The sequence below is a fragment of the Duganella qianjiadongensis genome (genome assembly GCF_009857915.1).
GTDB classification, from domain to species: Bacteria; Pseudomonadota; Gammaproteobacteria; order Burkholderiales; family Burkholderiaceae_D; genus Rugamonas; species Rugamonas qianjiadongensis.
The window spans coordinates 86,432-108,515 of sequence record NZ_WWCM01000009.1 but is presented as its reverse complement, the minus strand read 5'-3'; the positions used below and the strand labels follow the sequence as shown (position 1 = coordinate 108,515).

Here is a 22,084-nt window from a genome sequence, read left to right as displayed (position 1 = left end):
GTTTTCAGGAAATAATATGAGCAAGAAAAAAGTCGTGATCGGTATGTCTGGCGGGGTCGATTCCTCGGTCTCGGCGTGGCTGCTCAAGGAACAGGGCTACGAAGTGGTCGGCCTGTTCATGAAAAACTGGGAGGATGACGACGACAGCGAATACTGCTCCACCCGGCAGGACTGGATCGATGCCGCCAGCGTGGCCGACGTAGTGGGCGTGGATATCGAAGCCGTCAACTTCGCCAGCGAGTACAAGGACCGCGTGTTCGCCGACTTCCTGCGCGAGTATCAGGCTGGCCGCACGCCCAATCCCGACGTGCTGTGCAACGCCGAAATCAAGTTCAAGGCCTTCCTCGACCACGCCATGACACTGGGCGCCGATCTGATCGCCACCGGCCACTACGCCCGCGTACGCGAGCGCGCCGGCCAGTTCGAGCTGCTCAAGGCGGTCGATCACACCAAGGACCAGAGCTACTTCCTGCACCGGCTGAATCAGGCGCAGCTGTCCAAGACCCTGTTCCCGCTCGGTGAAATTCCGAAGACGGAAGTGCGCCAGATCGCGGCCAAGCTGGGCCTGCCCAACGCCACCAAGAAGGATTCCACCGGCATCTGCTTTATCGGCGAGCGTCCGTTCCGCGAATTCCTCAACCGCTACCTGTCCTACCGTCCCGGCCCGATGAAGACCGACGATGGCCGCGTGGTGGGCGAGCACGTCGGCCTGAGCTTCTACACGCTGGGCCAGCGCAAAGGCATAGGCGTCGGCGGACTGAAGGCCTACAAGAAGGAAGATGGCAGCAGCGACGCTTGGTATGTGGCGCGCAAGGACGTGGCCAGCAACACGCTGTACATCGTGCAGGGCCACGACCATCCGTGGCTGCAATCGGCCAGCCTGACGGCCGATACGGCCAGCTGGATTGCCGGCCATGCGCCGGATCTGCGCCAGTTAGCCGCCAAAACCCGCTACCGTCAGGCCGATGTGGCCTGCGAACTCACGCCGCAGGGCGAGAGCGATTTCGCGCTGCGCTTCATGGAACCGCAATGGGCGGTGACGCCGGGCCAGTCGGCGGTGATCTACGATGGGGAAGTCTGCCTCGGCGGCGGCCTGATTGCCGGCTCCACGCTGGCTGGCTAGACGCGCCGCACGGGCCTGAGCGGAGAATTAGCTGGCGCCGTCGGCAGGCTTGCCGTCGCCTTCGGCTGCCGCCGCTTCGCGCGCCATGGCAGCACGCTGGCGTTTGACCATAGTAATGACGGTGTTGCGGATGGTGTTGAGCACCGTATCAGCCTTGAACGGTTTGACGATGAAGCCGTGCACGCCCATCGCGTGGGCCGCCTGTATGGTGGCCGCATCGAACTCGCTCGACACCATGAAGATCAGCGTCTTGGGCCAGTTGGTTTTGATTTCGCGCACGATATCATCGCCGCTTTCTATCTGTTCGCGCGAGATGCAGATCAGCTGCGGCTGGTGCTTGATCAGCAGCGCCAGCCCGTTGGCGCAGGTGTGCGCCTGCCCCACCACATCGTAACCGCCCTCCACCAGCACGGTATTGAGCAAGCCGCGCGCTACGGCACTGGTATCGATAATCACTGCTTTTAACATCTTGCCTACCCTGTTCTAAGCCCCGCCCGGGCCGGACCACGCCAGCATATTCCAGCTCACGCCCAGCCGCACGTCGGTTTTCAATTCCACCAATTGTCTGGAAAGATACAGCATTTCCTTCTCTTTTCGTAGCGTTACGCCCAGCCTGTCCTGCAGAATGCCGGCGCCAGCCAGTATGCCTTCCAGCGAACCGTAGGTGCGCAATAGCCGGGCTGCCGTCTTCACGCCCACGCCGGACACGCCCGGTATCGAGTCGGCCGGATCGCCCATCAGGGCCAGCAGGTCGGCCAGTTGCGCCGGCACCACACCCCATTTGGCTTCCACCCATGCGGCGTCATGCCACACCCCCTTGAACGGGTCCCACAGCAGGGCCCCCTGCGCGATCAGGCTATGCAGGTCCTTATCGGTGCTGGCCACATAAGCCTCGCCGCGACCTTCGGCCAGCCAGCGCTGCACGGCCGTGGCCAATACATCGTCCGCTTCCACCCCTTCGATCGCCAGCAGCGGCCAGCCTTGCGCCTGCAACTGCGCCTGCCATGGCGCCAGCGCCGTCTTCAGCACATCAGGCATGGGCGCACGGCCGGCACGGTAGCCGGCATACAAGGCATGGCGCCAGGTGCTGCCGCCGGCGTCGAAGGCCAGCAGCACGTGAGTAGGTGCATGCTGGCGCAGCAGCTTGTGCAGCGACGACTGGGCATAGCGCAGCGCCGTCAGCGCCTTCTCGGCACTATCGGGTTCGGGACTGGCCTCGTACATGCGGCGTACGATGTTGAGGCCATCGATGGCTAGCAGTCTAGCCATGGCAGCGGGGAAAATCAGCGACTATCACGGCGCCATTGTAACGTAGCGCCAGCGGCGCCCAAAGCGCCGCCGTTCAGATTCACTTGAGCAGGTCATACGGGCCGCCTTGGGCGAGCGCCCGCTGGAAGGCGGGACGGCTATGGATGCGCTGCAGGAAGTCCATCAGGTGCGGCCTGCTGGCGTTCAGGCCAGCGCGCGCTGCGGCGGCCTCCAGCGGAAAACTCATCTGGATATCGGCGGCGCTGAATTCGGTGCCGGCAAACCATGGCCGCTGCGCCAGCTCCGCTTCCAGATAATCGAGATGGCTGGCGATCTGCGGCAGCACATAGCTGCCCAGTACCTTGCGCGCGATCGCCTTGGCAATAGGCCTGACAAAGAACGGCGCGGGGCTGCTCTCGACCCGGTCGAACACCAGTTTCATCAGCAGCGGCGTCATGGCCGAGCCTTCGGCGTAGTGCAGGAAATAGGTCCAGCGGCGCTGCTCCGGCGTACCGGCCGCAGGCTGCAGCCGGCCCTGCCCGTAAGTCTCTAGCAAGTATTCGACAATCGCGCCCGATTCGGCCACCACCACCCCGCCATCGCTAATCACCGGCGATTTGCCCAGCGGGTGAATGGCGCGCAGTTCGGGCGGCGCCAGCATGGTTTTAGGGTCGCGCTGATAGCGCACGATTTCGTATGGCAGGCCCAGTTCTTCCAGCAGCCACAGCACCCGCTGCGAACGGGAGTTATTCAGATGGTGTACGACGATCATAGTCAGCAATCCAGAAAAAGCACGGCCGTGCGCCGCAACCGTGGCAGCTTACCATGGCTAGCCAGAGCCCGTGCAGCACAGTACACTGGGCTCATTGCCGCCTACCGGAGTGCCCATGAAGCCAGTCTCGCTATTCTTTAGCCGTTTGCTTTCGCCGCGCTATCTGGCTCTGCACGCCGTCTTGCTGGCGCTGCCGCTGGCGCTCTGGTTCGCGGCTCCATGGTGGCTGACGCTTGCGCTGCTAATGCTATCGGGCGTCGGCCTGTCCGATCTGCTGCAAAGCCGCCGCGCGCTGCGCCGCAATTACCCGCTACTGGCACACCTGCGCTTCTTCTTCGAATCCATACGGCCTGAAATCCGCCAGTATTTTCTGGAGGACGACACGGTGGCCGAGCCGTTCTCGCGCAACCAGCGCAGCATCGTCTACCAGCGCGCCAAGATGGAAACCGACAAGCGTCCGTTCGGCACCCAGCTTGACGTGTATGCCGGCGGCTACGAATGGATCAACCACTCCATCAGCCCCGCAGCGGAACAGCACCACGATTTCCGCATCGAGATCGGCGCGCATCCGGCCTGCCGGCGCGCCCAGCCCTACTCGGCCAGCGTGTTCAATATCTCGGCCATGAGCTTTGGCGCCCTGTCGGCCAATGCGATACTGGCGCTGAACGGCGGCGCCAAAGCGGGCGGCTTCATGCACGACACGGGCGAAGGCAGCATCAGCCCCTACCACCGCCAGCACGGCGGCGATCTGGTGTGGGAGATCGGCTCCGGCTACTTCGGCTGCCGCGGCGAAGATGGGCACTTCTCGGAAAGCCACTTCATCGCCAACGCCACGACGCCGCAAGTGAAGATGATAGAACTTAAACTGTCGCAGGGCGCCAAGCCGGGCCACGGCGGCGTACTACCGGCGGCCAAAGTCAGCCCAGAAATTGCCGCCACCCGCGGCGTGCCATTAGGTGAAGACTGCGTCTCGCCCGCGCGCCACAGTGCATTTGATACGCCGCTCGAAATGCTCGCCTTTATCGAGCGCCTGCGCACTCTGTCCGGCGGCAAGCCTACCGGCGTCAAACTGGCCATCGGCCATCCATGGGAATTTTTCGCCATCGTCAAAGCCATGCTGGCCAGCGGCATTACGCCGGATTTCATCGTGGTCGATGGCGGCGAAGGCGGCACCGGTGCAGCGCCGGTGGAATTCTGCGACCACGTCGGCACGCCTTTGCAGGAAGCGCTGCTGCTGGTGCATAACACGCTGGTGGGAGCAGGCTTGCGCGAACGTATCCGCATCGGCGTCTCGGGTAAAGTCATCAGCGCTTTCGATATCGCCCGCATGCTGGCTCTGGGCGCCGACTGGTGCAATGCGGCGCGCGGCTTCATGTTCGCGCTCGGCTGCATCCAGTCGCAAAGCTGCCATACCGACCGCTGCCCGACTGGCGTGGCCACGCAGGATGCCCAGCGCCAGCAGGCGCTGGTGGTGCCCGACAAAATGCGCCGGGTGGCCAATTATCACGAGAATACCCTGAAAGCGCTGGCGCAGCTGATTGCTGCTGCCGGTCTCACCCATCCCTCGCAATTGCGGCCCCACCATCTGGTGCGGCGCATCTCGCCGAATCAGGTCAAACTGGCCTCGGCTCTGCTGCCCTATCTGGATGAGGGGGAATTGCTCGACCCCGCACAGCTACACCGCTTGCCGCCAGTGTTCGGCCTGTACTGGCCGATGGCGCAGGCGGAATCCTTCCAGCCGCTCAGCGCTGCACATGCAGCATGATGACGCGGGCAGCCGGCTTGCCCGCTGCGCCGCTACTACCCGATCCGGCGGAGCCGCCGTCTTTACCCTGCGGCCCGCTATCGCAACCGCCGCAGCTACTGCAGCCATCGCCGCAACCTTCACGCAGGCCGAACAGGCGTGCCAGCAAACGACCATCCACGCCACGCCGGACCAGCGCATCGGCCCAGCGGCGGCGCAGCGCTGCCGGCAGGTAGCGCCGGCAGAAATGCAGCAGCGCCAGCACCACGATCAGGACAACAATCAGATTCTGTAGCATCTCAGCCTCCGGCCAGCAGCAGCGCCACGCGATAGGTCAGGAAGGACGCACTGTAGGCCAGTGCAAACATATAGCCCGCCATCAGCAGCGGATAGCGCAGGCTGTTCGTCTCGCGCCGCACCACCGACAGGGTGGACATGCACTGCGGTGCAAACACATACCACGCCAGCAGCGACAGCGCCGTCGGCAGCGTCCACGAACCGGCAATGATAGGGGTGAGCGACTGGGCCAGTTCATCGCCGCTCTGCGACAGCGCGTACACGGTGCCCAGTGCGCCCACCGCCACTTCACGCGCGGCCAGTCCCGGCACCAGCGCAATGCAGATCTGCCAGTTGAAGCCGATAGGCGCGAAGATGTATTCCAGACCGCGTCCCAGTATGCCGGCCAGACTGTAATAGATAGGCGGATGGGTCGCGCCTTCCGGTGCGCCGGGGAAGGAACTGAGGAACCACAGCAGCACCATCAGGGTCAGGATGATGGTACCCACGCGCGAAATAAAGATCTTGCAGCGCTCCCACAGGCCCAGTGCCAGATTCTGCAGATGCGGCCAGTGGTAGGACGGCAGTTCCAGCATCAGCGGCTGCTGGCGGTTGGCGCCCATGCTGCGCTTCATCAAATAAGCCACCAGCATGGCCGAGACTATGCCCGTCACGTACAGGCCGAACAGCACCAGCCCCTGCAGGCTGATAAAGCCGGCCACTTCGCGCTCGGGAATGAAGGCGGCGATGATCAGCGCATACACGGGCAGCCGCGCCGAGCAGGTCATCAGCGGCGCGATCATGATGGTCACCAGACGGTCGCGCGGATTCTGGATGGTGCGCGCGGCCATAATGCCGGGAATGGCGCAGGCAAAGCTCGACAGCAGCGGAATGAAGGCGCGGCCCGACAGGCCCACGCCGCCCATCAGGCGGTCGAGCAGGAAGGCAGCACGCGGCAGATAGCCGCAGTCTTCCAGCACCAGTATGAAGAAGAACAGAATCAGAATCTGCGGCAGGAACACCAGCACGCTGCCGGCGCCACCCAGTATGCCTTCCACCAGCAGGCTGCGCAGCAGGCCATCGGCCATGGCGCCCTTGACCATGCTGCCTACCGCATCCACGCCATCCTTGATCAGGTCCATCGGCACGGTGGCCCAGCTGAACACGGCCTGGAACACGCAGAACATCAGCACCGCCAGTATGATAGGGCCCAGCACCGGATGCAGCACGATGTGGTCGATCTTCTCGCTCAGGTTGCCGCGGTCATCCTTCTCGTGGCACACCAGCGCCAGTATGCGGCGCACTTCGCGCTGGGTGTCTTCCACGCTCACGGTATCGATGGCAGTGAGCGGCTGGGGCGTGACTTTTTCCGTCAGCGCCATCGCATCGAGCGCCTTTACCAGCGCGCGTTCGCCACCGGCCTGCACGGCCACCGTGGCCACCACCGGCATGCCCAGTTCCTGTGCCAGCCGCGCTTCGTCGATCACGATGCCGCGCTTGCGCGCCACATCGACCATATTCAGCGCGAGTATCATGGGCAGGCCCAGACGCTTAATCTCCAGCACCAGCCGCAGGTTCAGGCGCAGATTGGTGGCATTCACCACGCACACCAGCACGTCCGGCACGGCCTCGCCGTTGCGCTTGCCGGCCACCACGTCGCGCGTGATGGCTTCGTCAGGCGTATGCGCCGACAGGCTGTAAGCACCGGGCAGATCCAGTATGCGATAGGCGCGGCCATCGGGCGAAGTGAAACTGCCCTCTTTACGCTCGATAGTCACACCGGCGTAGTTGGCCACTTTCTGGCGCGCGCCCGTCAGGCGGTTGAACAGCGCGGTCTTGCCGCAATTGGGATTGCCCAGCAAGGCCACCATGGGCGCAGCGGTGGCAGCGGCGGAAGCCGCCGCCCGGGTTTCGACGACAGCCATAACTTATTCCGGTTGAATTGATACCAGTGCCGCTTCGAAGCGGCGCAGTGCGAAGGTGGCATTGCCCACCTTGATCGCCAGCGGCTCACCACCGGGCATACCGCGCTTGAGCATGCGGATCTGTTCACCCGGCACAAAGCCCAGCTCCATCAGCCGGCGCGCCAGCGTGGCGCCATCATCCTGCGGATTGCCGGGCGCAATGTGGACCACGGTGGCCTTGGCGCCCACCGCCAGCGTATCGAGAGTAATCAGAGGAACAGCATGCGTCATAGCGAAATCCGTTCAAAACGCCGCCGGGCAGGTGCCGCAGCGGTTTTCCGGCTCTGGCCCTGTCCCCGTTAAGAGCTTATTCCAGGCGGAAATACATGGGACTATTATAAACGGTAATGCGAATTACTTCTATTTGCGCTTGCATGCCGCAGAAAACTGAGGCAAACTACCGGAAATGATAATGATTCGCATTAAGTGAACGAAATGCAATAGTGCCAGACAGGCATCGCGTCTGCCGCACTGTCTCAATCGAACTCAGGACTGAAGGTAATACCATGATCGTCTGTGTCTGCAACAACATCTCCGACCGCGAAATCCGCATGGCCATCGAGCTGGGCTCCGACTCCATCGCAGCGCTGCAGCGCGATCTGGGCGTGGCCACCTGCTGCGGCCAGTGCTTTGATTACGCGAGCGAGTTGCTGAACAAGACGCTGGCACAGAGCAGCCCGCTGCAAGAGACGGTGCTGCAACGCCAGGCCGTCAGCAGCAATTAAGGAGGGCGCCATGCAGACCCTCAGTTTCGATCACTACGGCCAGTCCGCCAGCGACGATCAGGCTCGCTGGCGCAAGCTGGCGCCCATGGCCGCCATCGTGGCCGGCCATGCGCTGATGTTCTACCTATTCCATACCGGCATGCTGCGTCAGGTTGCCCATGCCGTGCTGCCGAATGTCGTCACGATCAATTTCGTTGCCGCTGCCGAGCCGGTCAAACCGGCTGCGCCGCCCGTGCCGCCTAGCACGCCGGTGCCGGTGGCACAGGTCACCGTGCCGCCGCTGCCACCAGTGGCAATCGCCGCCAGCGAGCCCACCATCAGCGTAGCGCCCACACCTGCCCGCAGCGCCGAAGCGCCGGCCAGCAGCGCCAGTGTGGCCGTGGCCGCCGTAGCGAGTACGCCGGTAGCAGCGCCGAAAACCGTCTCCAGCGTGGAATACCTGCGCGCGCCGCAAGCCATCTACCCGCATAGCTCGCGCCGCCTGGGCGAAACGGGCGTGGTGATGCTGCGTGTGCTGATCGGCGAAAAAGGCCAGGCCGAACAGGTGGTGGTGCAGAAATCCTCCGGCTATGCCAATCTGGACGAAGCAGGCCGTCAGGCCGTCATGCGCGCCCTCTACAAACCCTATGTCGAAGACGGCAAAGCCATCGCTGTCTACGCCCTCGTCCCTATCAATTTCCAGCTGGGCTGATCCGGGCGCGGCCAGCCACTTGATCGAAATCACTTTTGCGGCTTTGTTACAGCTTCCTTAAGGCTGGCTAAAGGCTGGCCCCAACTTGCCTGCAACGTGGCAAAATAGGCGTATTCCTCCACCACGATAAGAGAGAACGCCATGAAAGGTGATCCGGAAGTAATCAAGCAGCTCAATGCGCAGCTGACCAACGAATTGACCGCCATTAACCAGTATTTCCTGCATGCACGCATGTACCGCCACTGGGGTCTGAGCCGCATCGCCAAGAAGGAATACGACGAGTCCATCGGCGAGATGAAGCACGCCGACAAGCTGATCGACCGTATCCTGATGCTGGACGGCCTGCCGAATCTGCAAGCCATGCACAAGATCATGATCGGCGAGAATACGGAAGAAATGCTGGGCGCCGATCTGGCGCTGGAACAGGGCGCGCAGATCACCGTCAAAGCCGGCATCGCCGCCGCCGAACAGGCCGCCGATTATGTGTCGCGCGACCTGCTGCTGGAGATACTCGACGATACGGAAGAACATATCGACTGGCTGGAAACCCAGCTCGATCTGATCCAGAAAGTCGGCATCCAGAACTATCTGCAAAGCCAGATGCACGACGAGTAAAACCAACAAGGCCAGCTTCGCAGCTGGCCTTGTTGTTTGCGCTGCCGGTGCTAGCGGCGCGGCGGCGCCAGTAGCTGGTTAACCTGCTCGTTGGCGGCTTTCAGTGCCGGAGCGGCACGCTGGCGTCCCAGCAGCACAGCCTCCATCGCCCCCTTCATCACATCATCGATCTGCGCCGCGTTATCGGTGATGGGCGCCAGAAAAGTATGCTCGCGCGCCATCTGCAGGAAAGCCCCTGCATCCGCACCTGTCTTGCTGCGTATCGCGGCCACCGCCAGTTCCGGCATGCCCTGTATGGCGGGCAGCGTTACACCGTAGGACGCCACCACTTGCTGGCAATCGCGCGAGCCCAGATATTTCACCCACTGCCAGGCCTGCTCTTTCACTCTGGAGCCGCTCCAGATCGAATCGGCCAGACCATTGAGCATGGTGGCACGCTGGCCCTGCGGTCCGCGCGGCAAAGGCACCCAGGCATTCTCGAATTTCGCATTGGCGGCAAAATAGGTAATCATCCACGAGCCCTGCGGAATCATGGCCGCTTTACCGGCCACGAACATGGCGTCGGAACCCATGCTGCGGGTGAACTGGTAGGGTGCCGACAAGCCTTTTGCCGACAGGCCGGCCAGCCAGTCCAGCGTCTGCGCCAACTTGGGGTCGTCGTAGTAGAACGGCTGCGACCACGGCTGATCCTGATAGCGGAAGCCAGTACTGACGGCGAAATGGCTCCACTCGGTCTGGCCCATCATGCCGCCGCTACCGGGATTCTGGTAGCCATACACGGCCACATTGCGCGCATCGAAAGCGGGGCTGCTGGCATTGCGGCCCTGCCGGTCCAGCGTCAGGCGCCGCACTATCCGTTCAAAGCTGCCGCCATCGACAGGGTTCCAGTCCATGTTCTGCAATTCAGCCAGCGTGACGCCGGCCGCGCGGGCGCGCGCCAGATTGACGATCAGGCCTATGGTGTCGAAATCCTTGGGCATGCCGTACTGCTTGCCGCCGCGGCCCCAGATCTGCACTAGCGCCGGTGCAAACTGGCCCATGTCCACCTGATCGCGCCGGATATACGGCGTCAGATCCAGCAGCAGCCCGTTCTTGACGAACTCGGACGACTTCGACAGATGATTGGTGAACACGTCGGGGGCCGTGTCGGAAATAAAACCCATGGACACGGCCGTCCAGTAGTCATCCCAGCCATACTGCATGAGCTTGATGGTGATGCCCGGATGCTTGCGGCTGAAGTCGGCCGCGCACTGGCGGTAGGCAGGGGCCTGCATCGAATCCCACAACATGTATTTGACTTCGACGGCGCTGGCAGCGGACATCACGCCTGCTATAGCGGCAACGGCCGCCGCCATGGCCAGCCGGCACAGCTTGCGGCCATAGCGCTGGAATACCCCGGTTTGCACGCGCATCGCCATTATTTACCTCCACTAAACTGTACCGATTCCACCACCCGCCGGCCAAACGCTGCCAGCAGCACGAGGGTAGGCAGCACGGCGATCGAAGCGGCCGCCATCAGGCCAGTCCAGTCCGGCTGTCCCTGGGGCGACTGGGCCTTGAAGGTCTGCAGCGCCACCGGCAGCACCTGCATGGCTTCGTCGCGTGCCACCAGATAGGGCCAGAAAAATTCATTCCACGTATTGATGCCGGTGAGCATGGCAATCGTGGCCAGCGGCGCTACCGACAGCGGCAACACTATGCGGCAGAACACGAAAATATGGCCGGCCCCGTCAAGCACGGCAGCCTCTTCCAGATCGCGTGGTATCGACAGGAAAAACTGGCGCAGAAAGAACATGGAAAAGCCCTGCATCAGACAGAACGGCGCCACCATGCCAGCCATGCTATTGAGCCAGCCCAGCTCCTTGATGAGCACAAAATTCGGAATCAGCGTGACCACGCCGGGCACCATCATCGAGCCGATAAACAGGGCAAACAGCCACTGCCGGCCGGGAAAGCGCAGACGTGCAAACGCATAGGCGGCCATGGCCGAACTGCTGATCTGCAGCACCACGACGATGCTGGTGAACAGCAGGGAATTGCCTAGCGCGCGGGCAAAGTTGATGTCGGCGCCGGAACCGCCCAGCCGCAGATTTTCTTCCGGACTCAAGAGGCCCAGCACGCGCGCGAAATTGGCCAGCGTGGGCTGATGCAGCATCAGGTCAGACGAATGCTGGAACAGGTCGGCATGGGGCAGCAGCGCCGTCTTGAGCACAAACCACAGCGGCAGCAAAGTCACCAGCAGCATGGCAGCCAGCGCCAGCCATGCCAGCATGCGGCCCGCGCCCATGCGTTGCTGCTGCGGCCCCAGCAGGGCAGAAACCAGAGGGAAGTTCATCGCTACTTTCCTTATCGTGGCGCTGGCTCAGGCCAGATCGCTCTCGTTGGCATTCAGGATGCGCATCTGGATCACCGTGTACACCAGCATGCACAGGGCCAGTACCATCGACATGGCGGAGGCATAGCCCATCTTGTAGAAGCTGAAGGCGTTCTGCACGATGTAGTGCACGATCACGCGGGTGGAATCCAGCGGGCCGCCATTGGTGGTCACGGCGATGGTATCGAAAATCTGGAACGAGCCCGTCACGCTGGTCACCAGCACGAACACCATCACGGGCCGCAGCAGCGGCAGGGTAATCGAACGGAACATGCGCCATTCGCTGGCCCCTTCCAGCGCCGCTGCTTCGTACAGATAACGCGGAATATTCTGCAGTCCGGCCAGAAACAGCATGGCCACCAGCCCCATGTGGCGCCACACGTTCACACCGGCCACCGTCAGCATGGCGGTATCGGCATCGCCGAAAAAGGCCTGCCGCTCCAGACCCAGCGCGGCCATGCCGTTGTTGACCAGCCCCATGACGGGATCGAGCATCCACAACCACACCATCGCCACCAGCACATTCGACAGCAAATAGGGCAGCAGCACCACCGATTTGACGAACAGCGATTTGCTCAGGCGCTCCATGGCCACGGCCAGTCCCAGTCCCAGCACGGTCTGCAGTGGAATATTGAGCAGCACATAATAGCCAGCCAGACGCATGCCGTTCCAGAACTTGCCGTCATGTAGCAAGGCAGCATAGTTAGCTAGCCCCACGTAGCTGGACGGACGCAGCAGGTTCCAGTCGGTAAAACTGATCTGCAGGGCACGCAGCGTGGGCAGCGCATAGAACAGCGTAAAACCTATCAGGGCCGGTAATACCAGCGCCCAGCCGGCCAGCGTTTCGGCGCGCCGTGTCGGGCTCAGGCAGTGACGGCCCCCGGAAGAGGTGAACATGCGTGTCTCCTGTTTTTTTGCATGGTACAACAAGCTAAGGCTCACTCTGCGATGAGGAGCCAGTGCTAGCGTCGCGCGTCGTTGCGCACAGTTCGCCAGCCATGGTAGCGCTGAACAAGGTCAATTGCAATCGTTTGCATCTCGTATTTGAAAATATTTGCAAATTTTATTTTTCGCACTGCAGCACAAGTTAAATGCTCTGTCGCATGAGGGAAACACTGAAAATAAATCAAATGCAAACGATTGCAATTTGATGAAATAGAGTGCTAATATTTGCACTCACGCCCACCCTGCAGCACTTTTTCTGGAAGCGAGCACCATGGCCAGCGTTGCCCTGCACTCTATCTGCAAAGCCTATGGGGGCGCGGCCCCTGTCATCAAGGACGTCAACTTCAATATTGCCGATGGCGAGTTCTGCGTCTTCATCGGTCCTTCCGGCTGCGGCAAATCCACCCTGCTGCGCTCCATCGCCGGACTGGAAGACATCAGCTCGGGCAAGCTCGAAATCGGCGGCAGCGACATGACCCACACGCCGCCCGCCCAGCGCGGCGTCGCCATGGTGTTCCAGAGCTACGCCCTGTTCCCTCACATGACGGTGCGGCAGAATCTGGCCTTCGGCCTGACACTCAACAAAGTGGCGCCCGAGATCATTGCCAGCAAGGTGCAGGAAGCAGCGCGCGTGCTGCAGCTGGAAGCGCTGCTCGAACGCAAACCCAAAGCCCTGTCCGGCGGCCAGCGCCAGCGCGTGGCCATCGGCCGCGCCATCGTGCGCGAACCGGGCGTATTCCTGTTCGACGAACCGCTGTCCAACCTCGATGCCGCGCTGCGCGCCCAGACCCGCTTCGAAATCGCCCGGCTGCACCGCAACTATGGCCGCGCCAGCGCCATTTATGTCACCCATGATCAGGTGGAAGCCATGACGCTGGCCGACCGCATCCTGCTGCTGCATGCCGGTGCCGCCACCGCGGCCCATGGCAGCATTGCCCAGAGCGGCACACCGCTGGAGCTCTACCACCACCCGCGCAGCCAGTTCGTGGCCGGCTTCATCGGCTCGCCCACCATGAACTTCCTGCCCGGCCAGCTGCTGCATAGCGATGGCCAGCAGGCCAGCGTCAAGCTCGATGCCTGCGGCACCGTGCTACAAGCCCATGTCGATGCGCGCCATCTGCACGCAGGCAGCGCCGTGACGCTGGGCATACGGCCCGAGCACGCCCATGCCGGCACCGCCCTGCAGCACCTGAGCCGCGAAGTGCAGTGGCAGGAACGCCTCGGCGACGCCACCTATCTCTACCTGCATGCAGGCAGCGGCGTGCCGCCCATGGTAATCAAGGCCGACGGCCGCGCCTACGCACCGCCGGGTCAGCGCGTGCCGGTGCAGCTGGCGCCGCAGCATTTGCACCTGTTCGATGCCGATGGCTGGGCCGCCCGCCGCACAGTGGACGTCACCGACGAACCCTTGCTGCTGGCCTGAACCACCCCGAACCACTAACGCGCTATGCCACCACAGATCAGCGCCACAACGGAGACTGCACATGAACCACCCGCCGCTGCCAGACAGCCCTGCCGAATTTCTCAGCCTGCATGGGCGCGAGGTCAGCCTGATCCTCGAACTGCATGCCGATGAAGCGCCACTGTGGCGCTACTGGGGGCCGCGTCTGCCTGAGCAGACCAGCCCCGGCTGGCCTCTGCGCCAGACCCGTCCCCTGCCCTCGTTCAATCTGGACTTTGACCAGCCGCTCACGCTGGCACCCACCTTCGGCATGGGCTGGTTCGGCCAGAGCGCGCTGCTCGCCCATCGCGACGGGCGCGACTTCGCTCAGGCCATCACCCGCTGCGAAGTCGAGTGGCTGACTCCGGCCCGCGCCGTCAAGCTGCACCTGCATGACGAGGTGGCGCAGCTGCGCCTGTCCGTCTCGCTGGAACTCGATCCGGCCAGCGATGTGCTGCTGATGTCCACCGAACTATGCAATCTGGGCAGCAGCACGCTGCAGGTGCAGTGGCTGGCCGCCGGCACGCTGCCCCTGCCGGAAACGGCGCAGACGGTACGCAGCTATGCGGGGCAGCACAACCACGAATTCCTGCTGCAGACCGATACGCTGAGCCGCAGCAGCTGGAGCCGCGAAAGCCGCCGTGGCCGCACCTCGCACGACTGCTTCCCCGGCGCCGTGGTGACCACCGCCGGCACCACCGAACATCAGGGACTGGCCTTTGGCGCCCATCTGGCATGGTCGGGCAACCACCAGCAGCGCATCGACTGGCTGCATGACGGTAAATACCAGTGGCAGCTGGGCGAATGGCTGGCACCGGGCGAAGGCCTGCTGGCAGCAGGCCAGAGCCTGCAGTCGCCGCAGCTGATCGCCACCCTGTCGACCCGCGGCCTGAACGGCGTGGCCGCCAACTTCCACGCCGAACTGCGCGCCCGCCTGCCATGGCAGGGCGGCAGCATGCGGCCCCGCCCGGTGCACCTGAACACGTGGGAAGGCTTCTACTTCGACCATCAGCTCGACCAGCTGATCGAACTGGCCGATCAGGCAGCCGCCGTCGGCATCGAACGCTATGTGCTCGATGACGGCTGGTTCCATGGCCGCCACCACGACCGCGCCGCGCTGGGCGACTGGTGGCCCGATGCGGGCAAATATCCGGACGGGCTGGCGCCACTGGCGCAACACGTGACCGGGCTAGGCATGGAATTCGGCCTGTGGTTCGAGCCGGAAATGGTCAATCCCGACAGCGAACTGAATCGCCTGCATCCTGACTGGGCGCTGCAGCTCGATGGCCGTCCCGTGCTGACAGCCCGTAACCAGCTGGTGCTCGATATCTCGCGGCCCGAAGTGTCGGACTACCTGTTCGAGCGCATGCATACCCTGCTGAGCGAACTGCCCATCAGCTATATCAAATGGGACCACAACCGCGACCTGTGCAGCGCCGGCGGACGCGAGGGCCAGCCAGCCTATCGCGCCCAGGTGCATGCCGTGTATGCGCTGATGGCGCGCTTGCGCGCCGCCCATCCGGCACTGGAAATCGAAAGCTGCTCGGGCGGCGGCGGCCGCATCGACTTCGGCGTGCTGCGCCATAGCCACCGCGTCTGGACCAGCGACTGCATCGACGCCATGTCGCGCGTGCCTATCCAGCGCGGCTTCCTGCAGTTCTTCCCGCCCGAGATCATGGGCTCGCACATCGGCACGGCACCGGCCCACTCCACCGGCCGCAGCCAGGCCATGGCCTTCCGCGGCGCAGTCGCCCTGCCCGGCCACCTCGGCATCGAATTCGACCTGCGCCTGCTGGACAGCGAGCAGCGCGCCCAGCTGCAAGGCTGGATCACCCTCTACAAACAATGGCGCCACCTGCTGCACGGCGGCCCCGTATGGCAAGGCGAGGCTGGCGACGGCGTGGTCTGGCAGCTGCACGGCAGCACCGACGGGCAGGACTTCCTGCTGCTGTGCTACCGCTGCCAGCCTAGCGCCAACCGCTACATGCGCCCCGCCAAACTGCCCATGCTCGACGCGGCCAGCCGCTACCAGCTCACACTGGTGACGCCGCAAGCGCTGCCGGAAGCAGCGCTGTATCAGGGCAGCGCCCCCTACTTCGAAGCGCTGCGCCAGCCCGGCAAGGTCAGCCTCGACGGCGCATGGCTGGCACAGGAAGGCATGCCGCTGCCGCGCGCCATGGCGGAAACCGCCTTTATCGTCCATCTGCACCGTATGAAAGAGAGCGTATGACCCACTTCAGCCCGACCGAACATTCGCACCGCCGCCGCAATCCCCTGACGGGTGAGTGGGTGCTGGTTTCGCCGCACCGCGCCCTGCGCCCGTGGCAGGGGCAGCAGGAAGCGCCGCAGCCGGTCGCCACCATCGCACACGACGCCAGCTGCTATCTCTGCGCCGGCAATACCCGCGTGACCGGTGCCGCCAATCCCGACTATCAGGGCACCTATGTCTTCGATAACGATTTCGCCGCCCTGATGGGCAGCGTGCCCGAAGTCGCCACCCAGAACGATGCGCTGTTTGCACTGGCGCCTGCACGCGGCACCAGCCGCGTGGTCTGCTATTCGCCCCACCACAGCCACACCCTGCCGCAATTGTCTCCTGCCGCGGTGCGGCAGGTAGTCGACACCTGGGCCGAACAGACCACGGAACTGGGCCGACTCTGGCGCTGGGTGCAGGTATTCGAAAACAAGGGCGCCGCCATGGGCTGCTCGAATCCCCACCCGCACGGCCAGATCTGGGCCTGCGATTTTCTGCCCAACGAAGCGCAGCAGGAAGACCAGCGCCAGCACGACTACTACCTCGCACATGGCCGCCCGCTGCTGCTCGATCTGGTCGACGCGGAACTGCGCGCCGGCCAGCGCATCGTGGTGCAGACCGAACACTGGCTGGCCATCGTGCCCTACTGGGCCACGTGGCCGTTCGAGACCCTGCTGCTGCCGCGCTTTGCCGTGCAGCGCATGGAGCAGCTCACGCCCGCCCAGCGCGACGATCTGGCGCTGGCACTGCGCGAGCTGACGGCGCGCTACGACAACTTGTTCCAGTGCTCCTTCCCGTATTCCATGGGCTGGCATGGCGCGCCGTATCACGATGAAGCCAGGGCCCAAGTAAAAGCCGCCCCCAGCTGGCAGTTGCATGCACACTTCTATCCACCTCTGCTGCGTTCGGCCTCGGTGCGCAAATTCATGGTCGGCTTCGAACTGCTGGCCGAAGCCCAGCGCGATCTGACGCCGGAGCAAGCCGCCGAGCGGCTGCGTGCCCTGCCTGCACGCCACTATCTGGAGGATTGACAACATGCCGCATACTCTGCAACAGCAGCGCGTGCTGGCCGCCTTCAGCAAGGCTTACGGCAGCGCGCCCGCGGTGGTGGCGCAGGCGCCGGGACGCGTCAACCTGATCGGCGAGCATACCGACTACAACGACGGCTATGTGCTGCCTTGCGCACTCGATTTCGCCACACTGGTCGCCGCCGGCAAACGTGACGATGACCAGATCCATGTAGTGGCAGCCGATTTCGCCGACGCCGGCGACCAGTTCGGCGCCGCACTGCCCATCGCCCATCACCCGCAAGGCGGCTGGCCCGATTACGTGCGGGGTGTGCTGAGCGTACTGCGCGCTGCCGGCATGCCGGCCTGCGGCGTCAATCTGGCCATCGCCGGCAATGTGCCGCTGGGAGCCGGGCTATCCTCCTCGGCCTCGCTGGAAGTCGCACTGTGCGTGGCGCTGCGCCAGCTATTCGGGCTGGACCAGCTCGATAACCAGATGCTGGCCCGGCTGGCCCAGCGCGCCGAAAACGAATTTGTCGGCTGCAAGTGCGGCATCATGGACCAGCTGATTTCAGCCTGCGGGCAAGCCGGGCACGCCCTGCTGATCGACTGCCGCTCGCTGGCCAGCACACCCGTACCCATGCCGGCCGGCGTGGCCATCATGATCGTCGAATCCAAGGTACGGCGCGGTCTGGTCGACGGCGAATACAATCTGCGCCGCCAGCAGTGCGAAGCAGCCGCGCTGGCCATGGGCGTATCCAAGCTGCGCGACGCCAGCCTGCCCTTACTGGAGCAGTACAGCGCCACGCTGGACGCCACCATTGCCCGACGGGCGCGCCACATCATTACCGACAGCGCGCGCGCCGAGCAGGCCGTGGCGGCACTGGCTAGCGGCAATCTGCAACGCATGGGCGAACTGATGGCCGCCTCGCATGTATCGATGCGCGATGATTTCGCCATCACCGTGCCGGCCATCGACCAGCTGGTCGCGTTGCTGCAGCAGGCCATCGGCCCGCAGGGCGGCGCCCGCATGACGGGCGGTGGCTTTGGCGGCTGCGCCGTGGCGCTGCTGCCAGCCGAGCGCGTTGCTGCCGTGCGCGAACATGTGCTGGCCCACTACCGCTCGCCAGAAGGCGAGCAGGCCGTGGTGCATGTGTGCTACCCCGCTGCCGGTGCGGCCATCCTGCCATGACACGCCGGCGCAGCACCACCATGACCGACGTCGCCAAGGCGGCGGCCGTGTCGCAATCGACCGTGTCGATGGTGCTCAATCACGTCACCAGCGCGCGTCTGTCGGCCGAGACCCGCAGCCGGGTGCTGGCGGCTGCACAGGCACTCAATTACCAGCTGCCGCAAGCCCAGCAAAAAGCTCCGGCGCGCGAAGCGCAGCCCACCACCATCGGCTATCTGGTTGACGAGATTTCCACCAGCCCCCATCCGGTCGTCAGCCTCGATGGCGCGCGCGACGCCGCATGGCAGCACGGCTACACCGTGCAGCTGGTGGTTACGCGCGGCAAGCCCGAACAGGAAGCGGCGGCGATCGCCTGTCTGCAAGCCCAGCCCGGCCTGCTGGGCTGGATCTACTCCACCGTTTTCACACGGCAGGTACAGGTGCCGGCTGCCCTGCTGGAGCTGCCCACCGTGCTGCTCAACTGTCAGGACCCGGCGCAAAAGCTGCCCAGCGTGCTGCCTGCCGAACTGGCCGGCGGTCAGGCGGCCACCGAATATCTGCTCAGCATGGGCCACCGGCGTATCGGCTTTATCAATGGCGAAGCGTGGATGATGGCGGCGCAGCAGCGCCTGAGCGGCTACCGGCGCGCGCTGGCCGCCGCCGGCATCAGCTACGACCCGGCACTGGTCAAAGCAGGCGACTGGATGTCCGGCACCGGCTTCGACGGCGCCATGGCGTTGCTGCAAAGTCCGCAGCCACCGAGCGCAATTTTCTGCGCCAACGATCTGATGGCGCTCGGTGCGCTGGAAGCCGTCAAGCAGCTGGGCTTGCGCGTGCCCGAGGATATTTCCGTGATGGGCTACGACGATCAGGAAATCTCGCGCCACACCCATCCGCCGCTGACCACCATGGAACTACCGAATTACGACATGGGCTACGCTGCCGTGGAAACGCTGCTGGAACAAGCCGCCAGCAAGGCCCCGCCGCGCCGCCGCCTGATCCAGACTGACTGCCCGCTGGTGCAGCGCCACAGCGTGCGTACCCTTTAATGCGATCTGTAACCACCCACTCTAGCTGCTACCAACCATGACTTCCATCCTACTCACCGGCGGCGCCGGCTACATCGGCAGCCACACTTATGTGGCGCTGTGCGAAGCCGGCTACCGTCCCATCATTCTTGACGATTTTTCGAATAGCCATCCGGCTGTGCTGGCACGGCTGGAACAGCTGACTGGCCAGCCCGTACTGCACGCGCGCGGCGACGTGGCCGATGTGGCGCTGCTGCGCGGTCTGCTGGAACAGCATCAGGTACAGGCAGTGATCCATTTCGCTGCCCACAAAGCGGTAGGGGAAAGCGTTGCCCAGCCGCTCAAATACTTCGACAACAACATCACCGGCCTGATACGGCTGATGCAGGCGATGGAGCAAGCCGGATGCCGCAAGCTGGTGTTCTCCAGCAGCGCTACCGTGTACGGCGATCCTGCCAGCGTGCCGATTACCGAGGACTTCCCGCTACAGCACACTAGCCCCTACGGTTGCAGCAAAGTGGTGGCCGAGAGCATGATAGCGGGCCTGCTGGCAGCCCAGCCGGCATGGCGTGCTGCGCTGCTGCGCTATTTCAATCCGGTGGGTGCCCATCCCAGCGGCAGCATAGGCGAGCACCCGCAGGGCGTACCGAATAACCTGATGCCTTATGTGGCACAGGTAGCAGGCGGCAAGCGTCCCTTCCTCAACATCTGGGGCGGCGACTATCCCACACCCGATGGCACCGGCCTGCGCGATTACATTCACGTGTCGGATCTGGCCGAAGGCCATGTCGCCGCACTGCGCCACCTGCTCGATGGCGCCGACAGCTTTACCGTCAACCTCGGCACGGGCCGTGGCTACAGCGTGCTGGAAGTGCTGAAGGCATTCAGCGCAGCCTGCGGGCGCGAACTGCCCTATCAGATTGCGCCACGCCGCCCCGGCGATATCGCCCAGTGCTATGCCGATGCCGGCAAAGCCCGGCAATTGCTGGGCTGGCAGGCGCGCCGTACGCTGGAGCAGATGTGCGCCGATACGTGGCGCTGGCAGAGTAGCAATCCTGAGGGCTACCAGTGATTGCGCCCTGCGGAATTTGTCGCAATAATCAACCACCGTCCAGCGTTCCACGCTTAGGAGAAATTTATGCAAACTGATCCCCGCAAACTGCGCAGCATCGTCATTGTCGGCGGCGGCTCGGCCGGCTGGATGGCCGCTGCTGCGCTATCGGCTGCCGTTGGCCGCAACTGCGCCATCACGCTGGTGGAGTCGGAAGAAATCGGCACGGTAGGCGTAGGCGAAGCCACCATCCCGCCCATCAAGACTTTCAACCAGATGGTGGGCATCAACGAAACGGATTTCCTCAAGCGCACCCAGGGCACTTTCAAGCTGGGCATCGAATTTGTCGACTGGGCGCAACAGGGCAAGCGCTATTTCCACCCGTTCGGACCGCATGGCATCCAGTTCGATCTGCTGCCGCTGCACCAGCACTGGCTACAGGCTTGCCAGCAGCCCGGCATGCCCGCGCTCGACCAGTATTCGATGGCCTGGGCCGCCGCTAGCCGCGACCGCTTCGCCCCGCCCAGCCGCGATCCCCGTTCGGTGCTGTCCTCCTACGATTACGCCTACCATTTCGATGCAGGTCTGTACGCGCGCTATCTGCGCGAAGTCTCGGAAGCACGCGGCGTCACGCGGGTGGAAGGCCGTATCAGCCACGCCGATTTACGGCCAGAAGATGGCTTCGTCAGCCGCGTGTGTCTGCTCGATGGGCGCACAGTGGAGGGCGATCTGTTCCTCGACTGCTCCGGCTTCCGCGCCCTGCTGATCGGCCAGACGCTGGGCGTAGGCTATGACGACTGGAGTCACTGGCTGCCCTGCGACCGCGCCATGGCCGTACCTTGCGCTTCCAGCCCCAGCCTGCTGCCTTATACCCGCTCGACGGCGCGCGAGGCCGGCTGGCAGTGGCGCATCCCGCTGCAGCACCGCATCGGCAACGGCTATGTCTATTCCAGCCAGTTCCTCGACGACGACAAGGCGGCCAGCACGCTGCTGGCCCATCTGGATGGCAAGGCCTTGGCCGAGCCGCGCCCGCTACGCTTTACCACCGGGCGCCGCCAGCAGCTGTGGCATCGCAATGTGGTGGCGCTGGGCTTGTCCAGCGGCTTCCTCGAACCGCTGGAATCGACCAGCCTGCATCTGGTGCAATCCGGTATTTCGCGCCTGCTGGCGCTGTTCCCTAACCGTGATTTCGATCCGCTGGTCACCGCCGAGTACAACCGCATCGGCGTGCACGAATTCGAACGCATCCGCGATTTCCTGATCCTGCACTACAAGCTCACCAGCCGCGACGATGCGCCGCTGTGGCGCTATTGCAGCGCCATGTCGATTCCCGATACGCTGCAGTACAAGATCGACCACTTCCGCCGCTATGGCCGGCTGGTCACGGAAGGCATGGATTTGTTCGGCAATGCCTCATGGCTGGCCGTGCACATCGGTCAGAACAACATCCCGCAGCAGACCGACCCGCTGCTGTCGCTGCGTGGCGGCGCCAACCGCGACATGCTGGAACAGCAGCGTCAGGCCATGGTGCGCGCCGCCACCGCCATGCCTAGCCACGCCGACTACATCCGCCAGCACTGCGCTGCCGCCTGAGCGCAGCGCATCCCTAGCGTGGGCCGCCGTGCCCACGCTGTTCTCTCCCCGTCCTGATCTCC

General features: G+C 63.8%; 21 protein-coding genes. 12 read left to right on the top strand and 9 right to left on the bottom strand.

Annotated elements, in window-relative coordinates; genetic code table 11:
- The first annotated feature begins 16 nt into the window (after positions 1–16).
- Positions 17–1,123 carry a tRNA 2-thiouridine(34) synthase MnmA gene (mnmA, locus tag GTP27_RS14175; protein WP_161039826.1) on the top strand — a complete coding sequence of 369 codons (1,107 nt, stop codon included), beginning with the start codon at positions 17–19 and terminating at the stop codon, positions 1,121–1,123.
- A 27-nt stretch (positions 1,124–1,150) separates the two neighbouring features.
- Here the strand turns inward: mnmA and GTP27_RS14170 are convergent, their stop codons facing one another.
- The 3 genes from GTP27_RS14170 to GTP27_RS14160 all read right to left on the bottom strand — a co-directional run bounded on the left by GTP27_RS14170 (position 1,151) and on the right by GTP27_RS14160 (position 3,143).
- On the bottom strand, positions 1,151–1,591 hold the full coding sequence (locus GTP27_RS14170) for a response regulator (RefSeq protein WP_161039825.1): 441 nt from the start codon (positions 1,589–1,591) through the stop codon (positions 1,151–1,153).
- A gap of 15 nt (positions 1,592–1,606) precedes the next feature.
- The gene (locus GTP27_RS14165; RefSeq protein WP_161039824.1) at positions 1,607–2,392 is read right to left on the bottom strand and encodes a 5'-3' exonuclease; all 786 of its coding nucleotides are present in this window, start codon (positions 2,390–2,392) and stop codon (positions 1,607–1,609) included.
- A gap of 79 nt (positions 2,393–2,471) precedes the next feature.
- The gene (locus GTP27_RS14160; RefSeq protein WP_161039823.1) at positions 2,472–3,143 is read right to left on the bottom strand and encodes a glutathione S-transferase family protein; all 672 of its coding nucleotides are present in this window, start codon (positions 3,141–3,143) and stop codon (positions 2,472–2,474) included.
- A gap of 115 nt (positions 3,144–3,258) precedes the next feature.
- Between GTP27_RS14160 and GTP27_RS14155 the strand changes: the two genes are divergently transcribed.
- Positions 3,259–4,908, top strand: coding sequence for an FMN-binding glutamate synthase family protein (locus GTP27_RS14155; RefSeq protein WP_161039822.1), 1,650 nt, complete (start codon positions 3,259–3,261; stop codon positions 4,906–4,908).
- Here GTP27_RS14155 and GTP27_RS14150 read toward each other — a convergent pair.
- Genes GTP27_RS14150 through GTP27_RS14140 form a run of 3 tightly spaced genes read right to left on the bottom strand, consistent with a single transcriptional unit; the run spans position 4,886 to position 7,358 of the window.
- Complete coding sequence (locus GTP27_RS14150) at positions 4,886–5,185, bottom strand: DUF6587 family protein (protein WP_161039821.1); 300 nt, start codon at positions 5,183–5,185, stop codon at positions 4,886–4,888. The genes GTP27_RS14155 and GTP27_RS14150 overlap by 23 nt on opposite strands.
- Before the next feature lies 1 nt (position 5,186).
- Positions 5,187–7,088, bottom strand: coding sequence for a ferrous iron transporter B (gene feoB, locus GTP27_RS14145; RefSeq protein WP_161039820.1), 1,902 nt, complete (start codon positions 7,086–7,088; stop codon positions 5,187–5,189).
- A gap of 3 nt (positions 7,089–7,091) precedes the next feature.
- Positions 7,092–7,358: a FeoA family protein gene (locus GTP27_RS14140; RefSeq protein ID WP_161039819.1), complete on the bottom strand. Its 267-nt coding sequence runs from the start codon at positions 7,356–7,358 to the stop codon at positions 7,092–7,094.
- A 275-nt stretch (positions 7,359–7,633) separates the two neighbouring features.
- Here GTP27_RS14140 and GTP27_RS14135 point away from each other — a divergent pair, with 275 nt between their 5' ends.
- The 3 genes from GTP27_RS14135 (at position 7,634) to bfr (ending at position 9,158) form a co-directional block, all read left to right on the top strand.
- Positions 7,634–7,852 (top strand): (2Fe-2S)-binding protein, encoded by a 219-nt coding sequence (locus tag GTP27_RS14135; protein WP_161039818.1) that lies wholly within the window; start codon positions 7,634–7,636, stop codon positions 7,850–7,852.
- Positions 7,853–7,862: 10 nt separating this feature from the next.
- The gene (locus tag GTP27_RS14130; protein ID WP_161039817.1) at positions 7,863–8,543 is read left to right on the top strand and encodes an energy transducer TonB; all 681 of its coding nucleotides are present in this window, start codon (positions 7,863–7,865) and stop codon (positions 8,541–8,543) included.
- A 141-nt stretch (positions 8,544–8,684) separates the two neighbouring features.
- Entirely contained in the window at positions 8,685–9,158 is a 474-nt protein-coding gene (gene bfr / locus GTP27_RS14125; RefSeq protein WP_161039816.1) for a bacterioferritin, read from the top strand.
- 50 nt (positions 9,159–9,208) lie between these two features.
- On the opposite strand, the gene GTP27_RS14120 is transcribed toward bfr, so the two are convergent.
- The 3 genes from GTP27_RS14120 to GTP27_RS14110 are packed head-to-tail and all read right to left on the bottom strand — an operon-like array spanning position 9,209 to position 12,429.
- Positions 9,209–10,576 (bottom strand): ABC transporter substrate-binding protein, encoded by a 1,368-nt coding sequence (locus GTP27_RS14120; RefSeq protein WP_229633886.1) that lies wholly within the window; start codon positions 10,574–10,576, stop codon positions 9,209–9,211.
- The gene (locus GTP27_RS14115) at positions 10,576–11,493 is read right to left on the bottom strand and encodes a carbohydrate ABC transporter permease (RefSeq protein WP_161039815.1); all 918 of its coding nucleotides are present in this window, start codon (positions 11,491–11,493) and stop codon (positions 10,576–10,578) included. Before GTP27_RS14115 ends, GTP27_RS14120 begins: the two co-directional genes overlap by 1 nt.
- 27 nt (positions 11,494–11,520) lie before the next feature.
- Positions 11,521–12,429 (bottom strand): carbohydrate ABC transporter permease, encoded by a 909-nt coding sequence (locus GTP27_RS14110; RefSeq protein WP_161039814.1) that lies wholly within the window; start codon positions 12,427–12,429, stop codon positions 11,521–11,523.
- A gap of 319 nt (positions 12,430–12,748) precedes the next feature.
- Between GTP27_RS14110 and GTP27_RS14105 the strand changes: the two genes are divergently transcribed.
- The 7 genes from GTP27_RS14105 to GTP27_RS14075 all read left to right on the top strand — a co-directional run bounded on the left by GTP27_RS14105 (position 12,749) and on the right by GTP27_RS14075 (position 22,022).
- Positions 12,749–13,900, top strand: coding sequence for an ABC transporter ATP-binding protein (locus GTP27_RS14105; protein ID WP_161039813.1), 1,152 nt, complete (start codon positions 12,749–12,751; stop codon positions 13,898–13,900).
- Between the two features lie 61 nt (positions 13,901–13,961).
- Positions 13,962–16,148, top strand: coding sequence for an alpha-galactosidase (locus tag GTP27_RS14100; protein ID WP_161039812.1), 2,187 nt, complete (start codon positions 13,962–13,964; stop codon positions 16,146–16,148).
- Complete coding sequence (locus tag GTP27_RS14095; protein ID WP_161039811.1) at positions 16,145–17,203, top strand: UDP-glucose--hexose-1-phosphate uridylyltransferase; 1,059 nt, start codon at positions 16,145–16,147, stop codon at positions 17,201–17,203. Before GTP27_RS14100 ends, GTP27_RS14095 begins: the two co-directional genes overlap by 4 nt.
- A gap of 4 nt (positions 17,204–17,207) precedes the next feature.
- Entirely contained in the window at positions 17,208–18,371 is a 1,164-nt protein-coding gene (galK, locus tag GTP27_RS14090; RefSeq protein WP_161039810.1) for a galactokinase, read from the top strand.
- Positions 18,368–19,399, top strand: coding sequence for a LacI family DNA-binding transcriptional regulator (locus GTP27_RS14085; protein ID WP_229633884.1), 1,032 nt, complete (start codon positions 18,368–18,370; stop codon positions 19,397–19,399). Before galK ends, GTP27_RS14085 begins: the two co-directional genes overlap by 4 nt.
- Positions 19,400–19,436: 37 nt before the next feature.
- On the top strand, positions 19,437–20,450 hold the full coding sequence (gene galE, locus GTP27_RS14080; RefSeq protein WP_161039809.1) for a UDP-glucose 4-epimerase GalE: 1,014 nt from the start codon (positions 19,437–19,439) through the stop codon (positions 20,448–20,450).
- Between the two features lie 66 nt (positions 20,451–20,516).
- Positions 20,517–22,022 (top strand): tryptophan halogenase family protein, encoded by a 1,506-nt coding sequence (locus GTP27_RS14075; RefSeq protein WP_161039808.1) that lies wholly within the window; start codon positions 20,517–20,519, stop codon positions 22,020–22,022.
- Positions 22,023–22,084 lie beyond the last annotated feature (62 nt).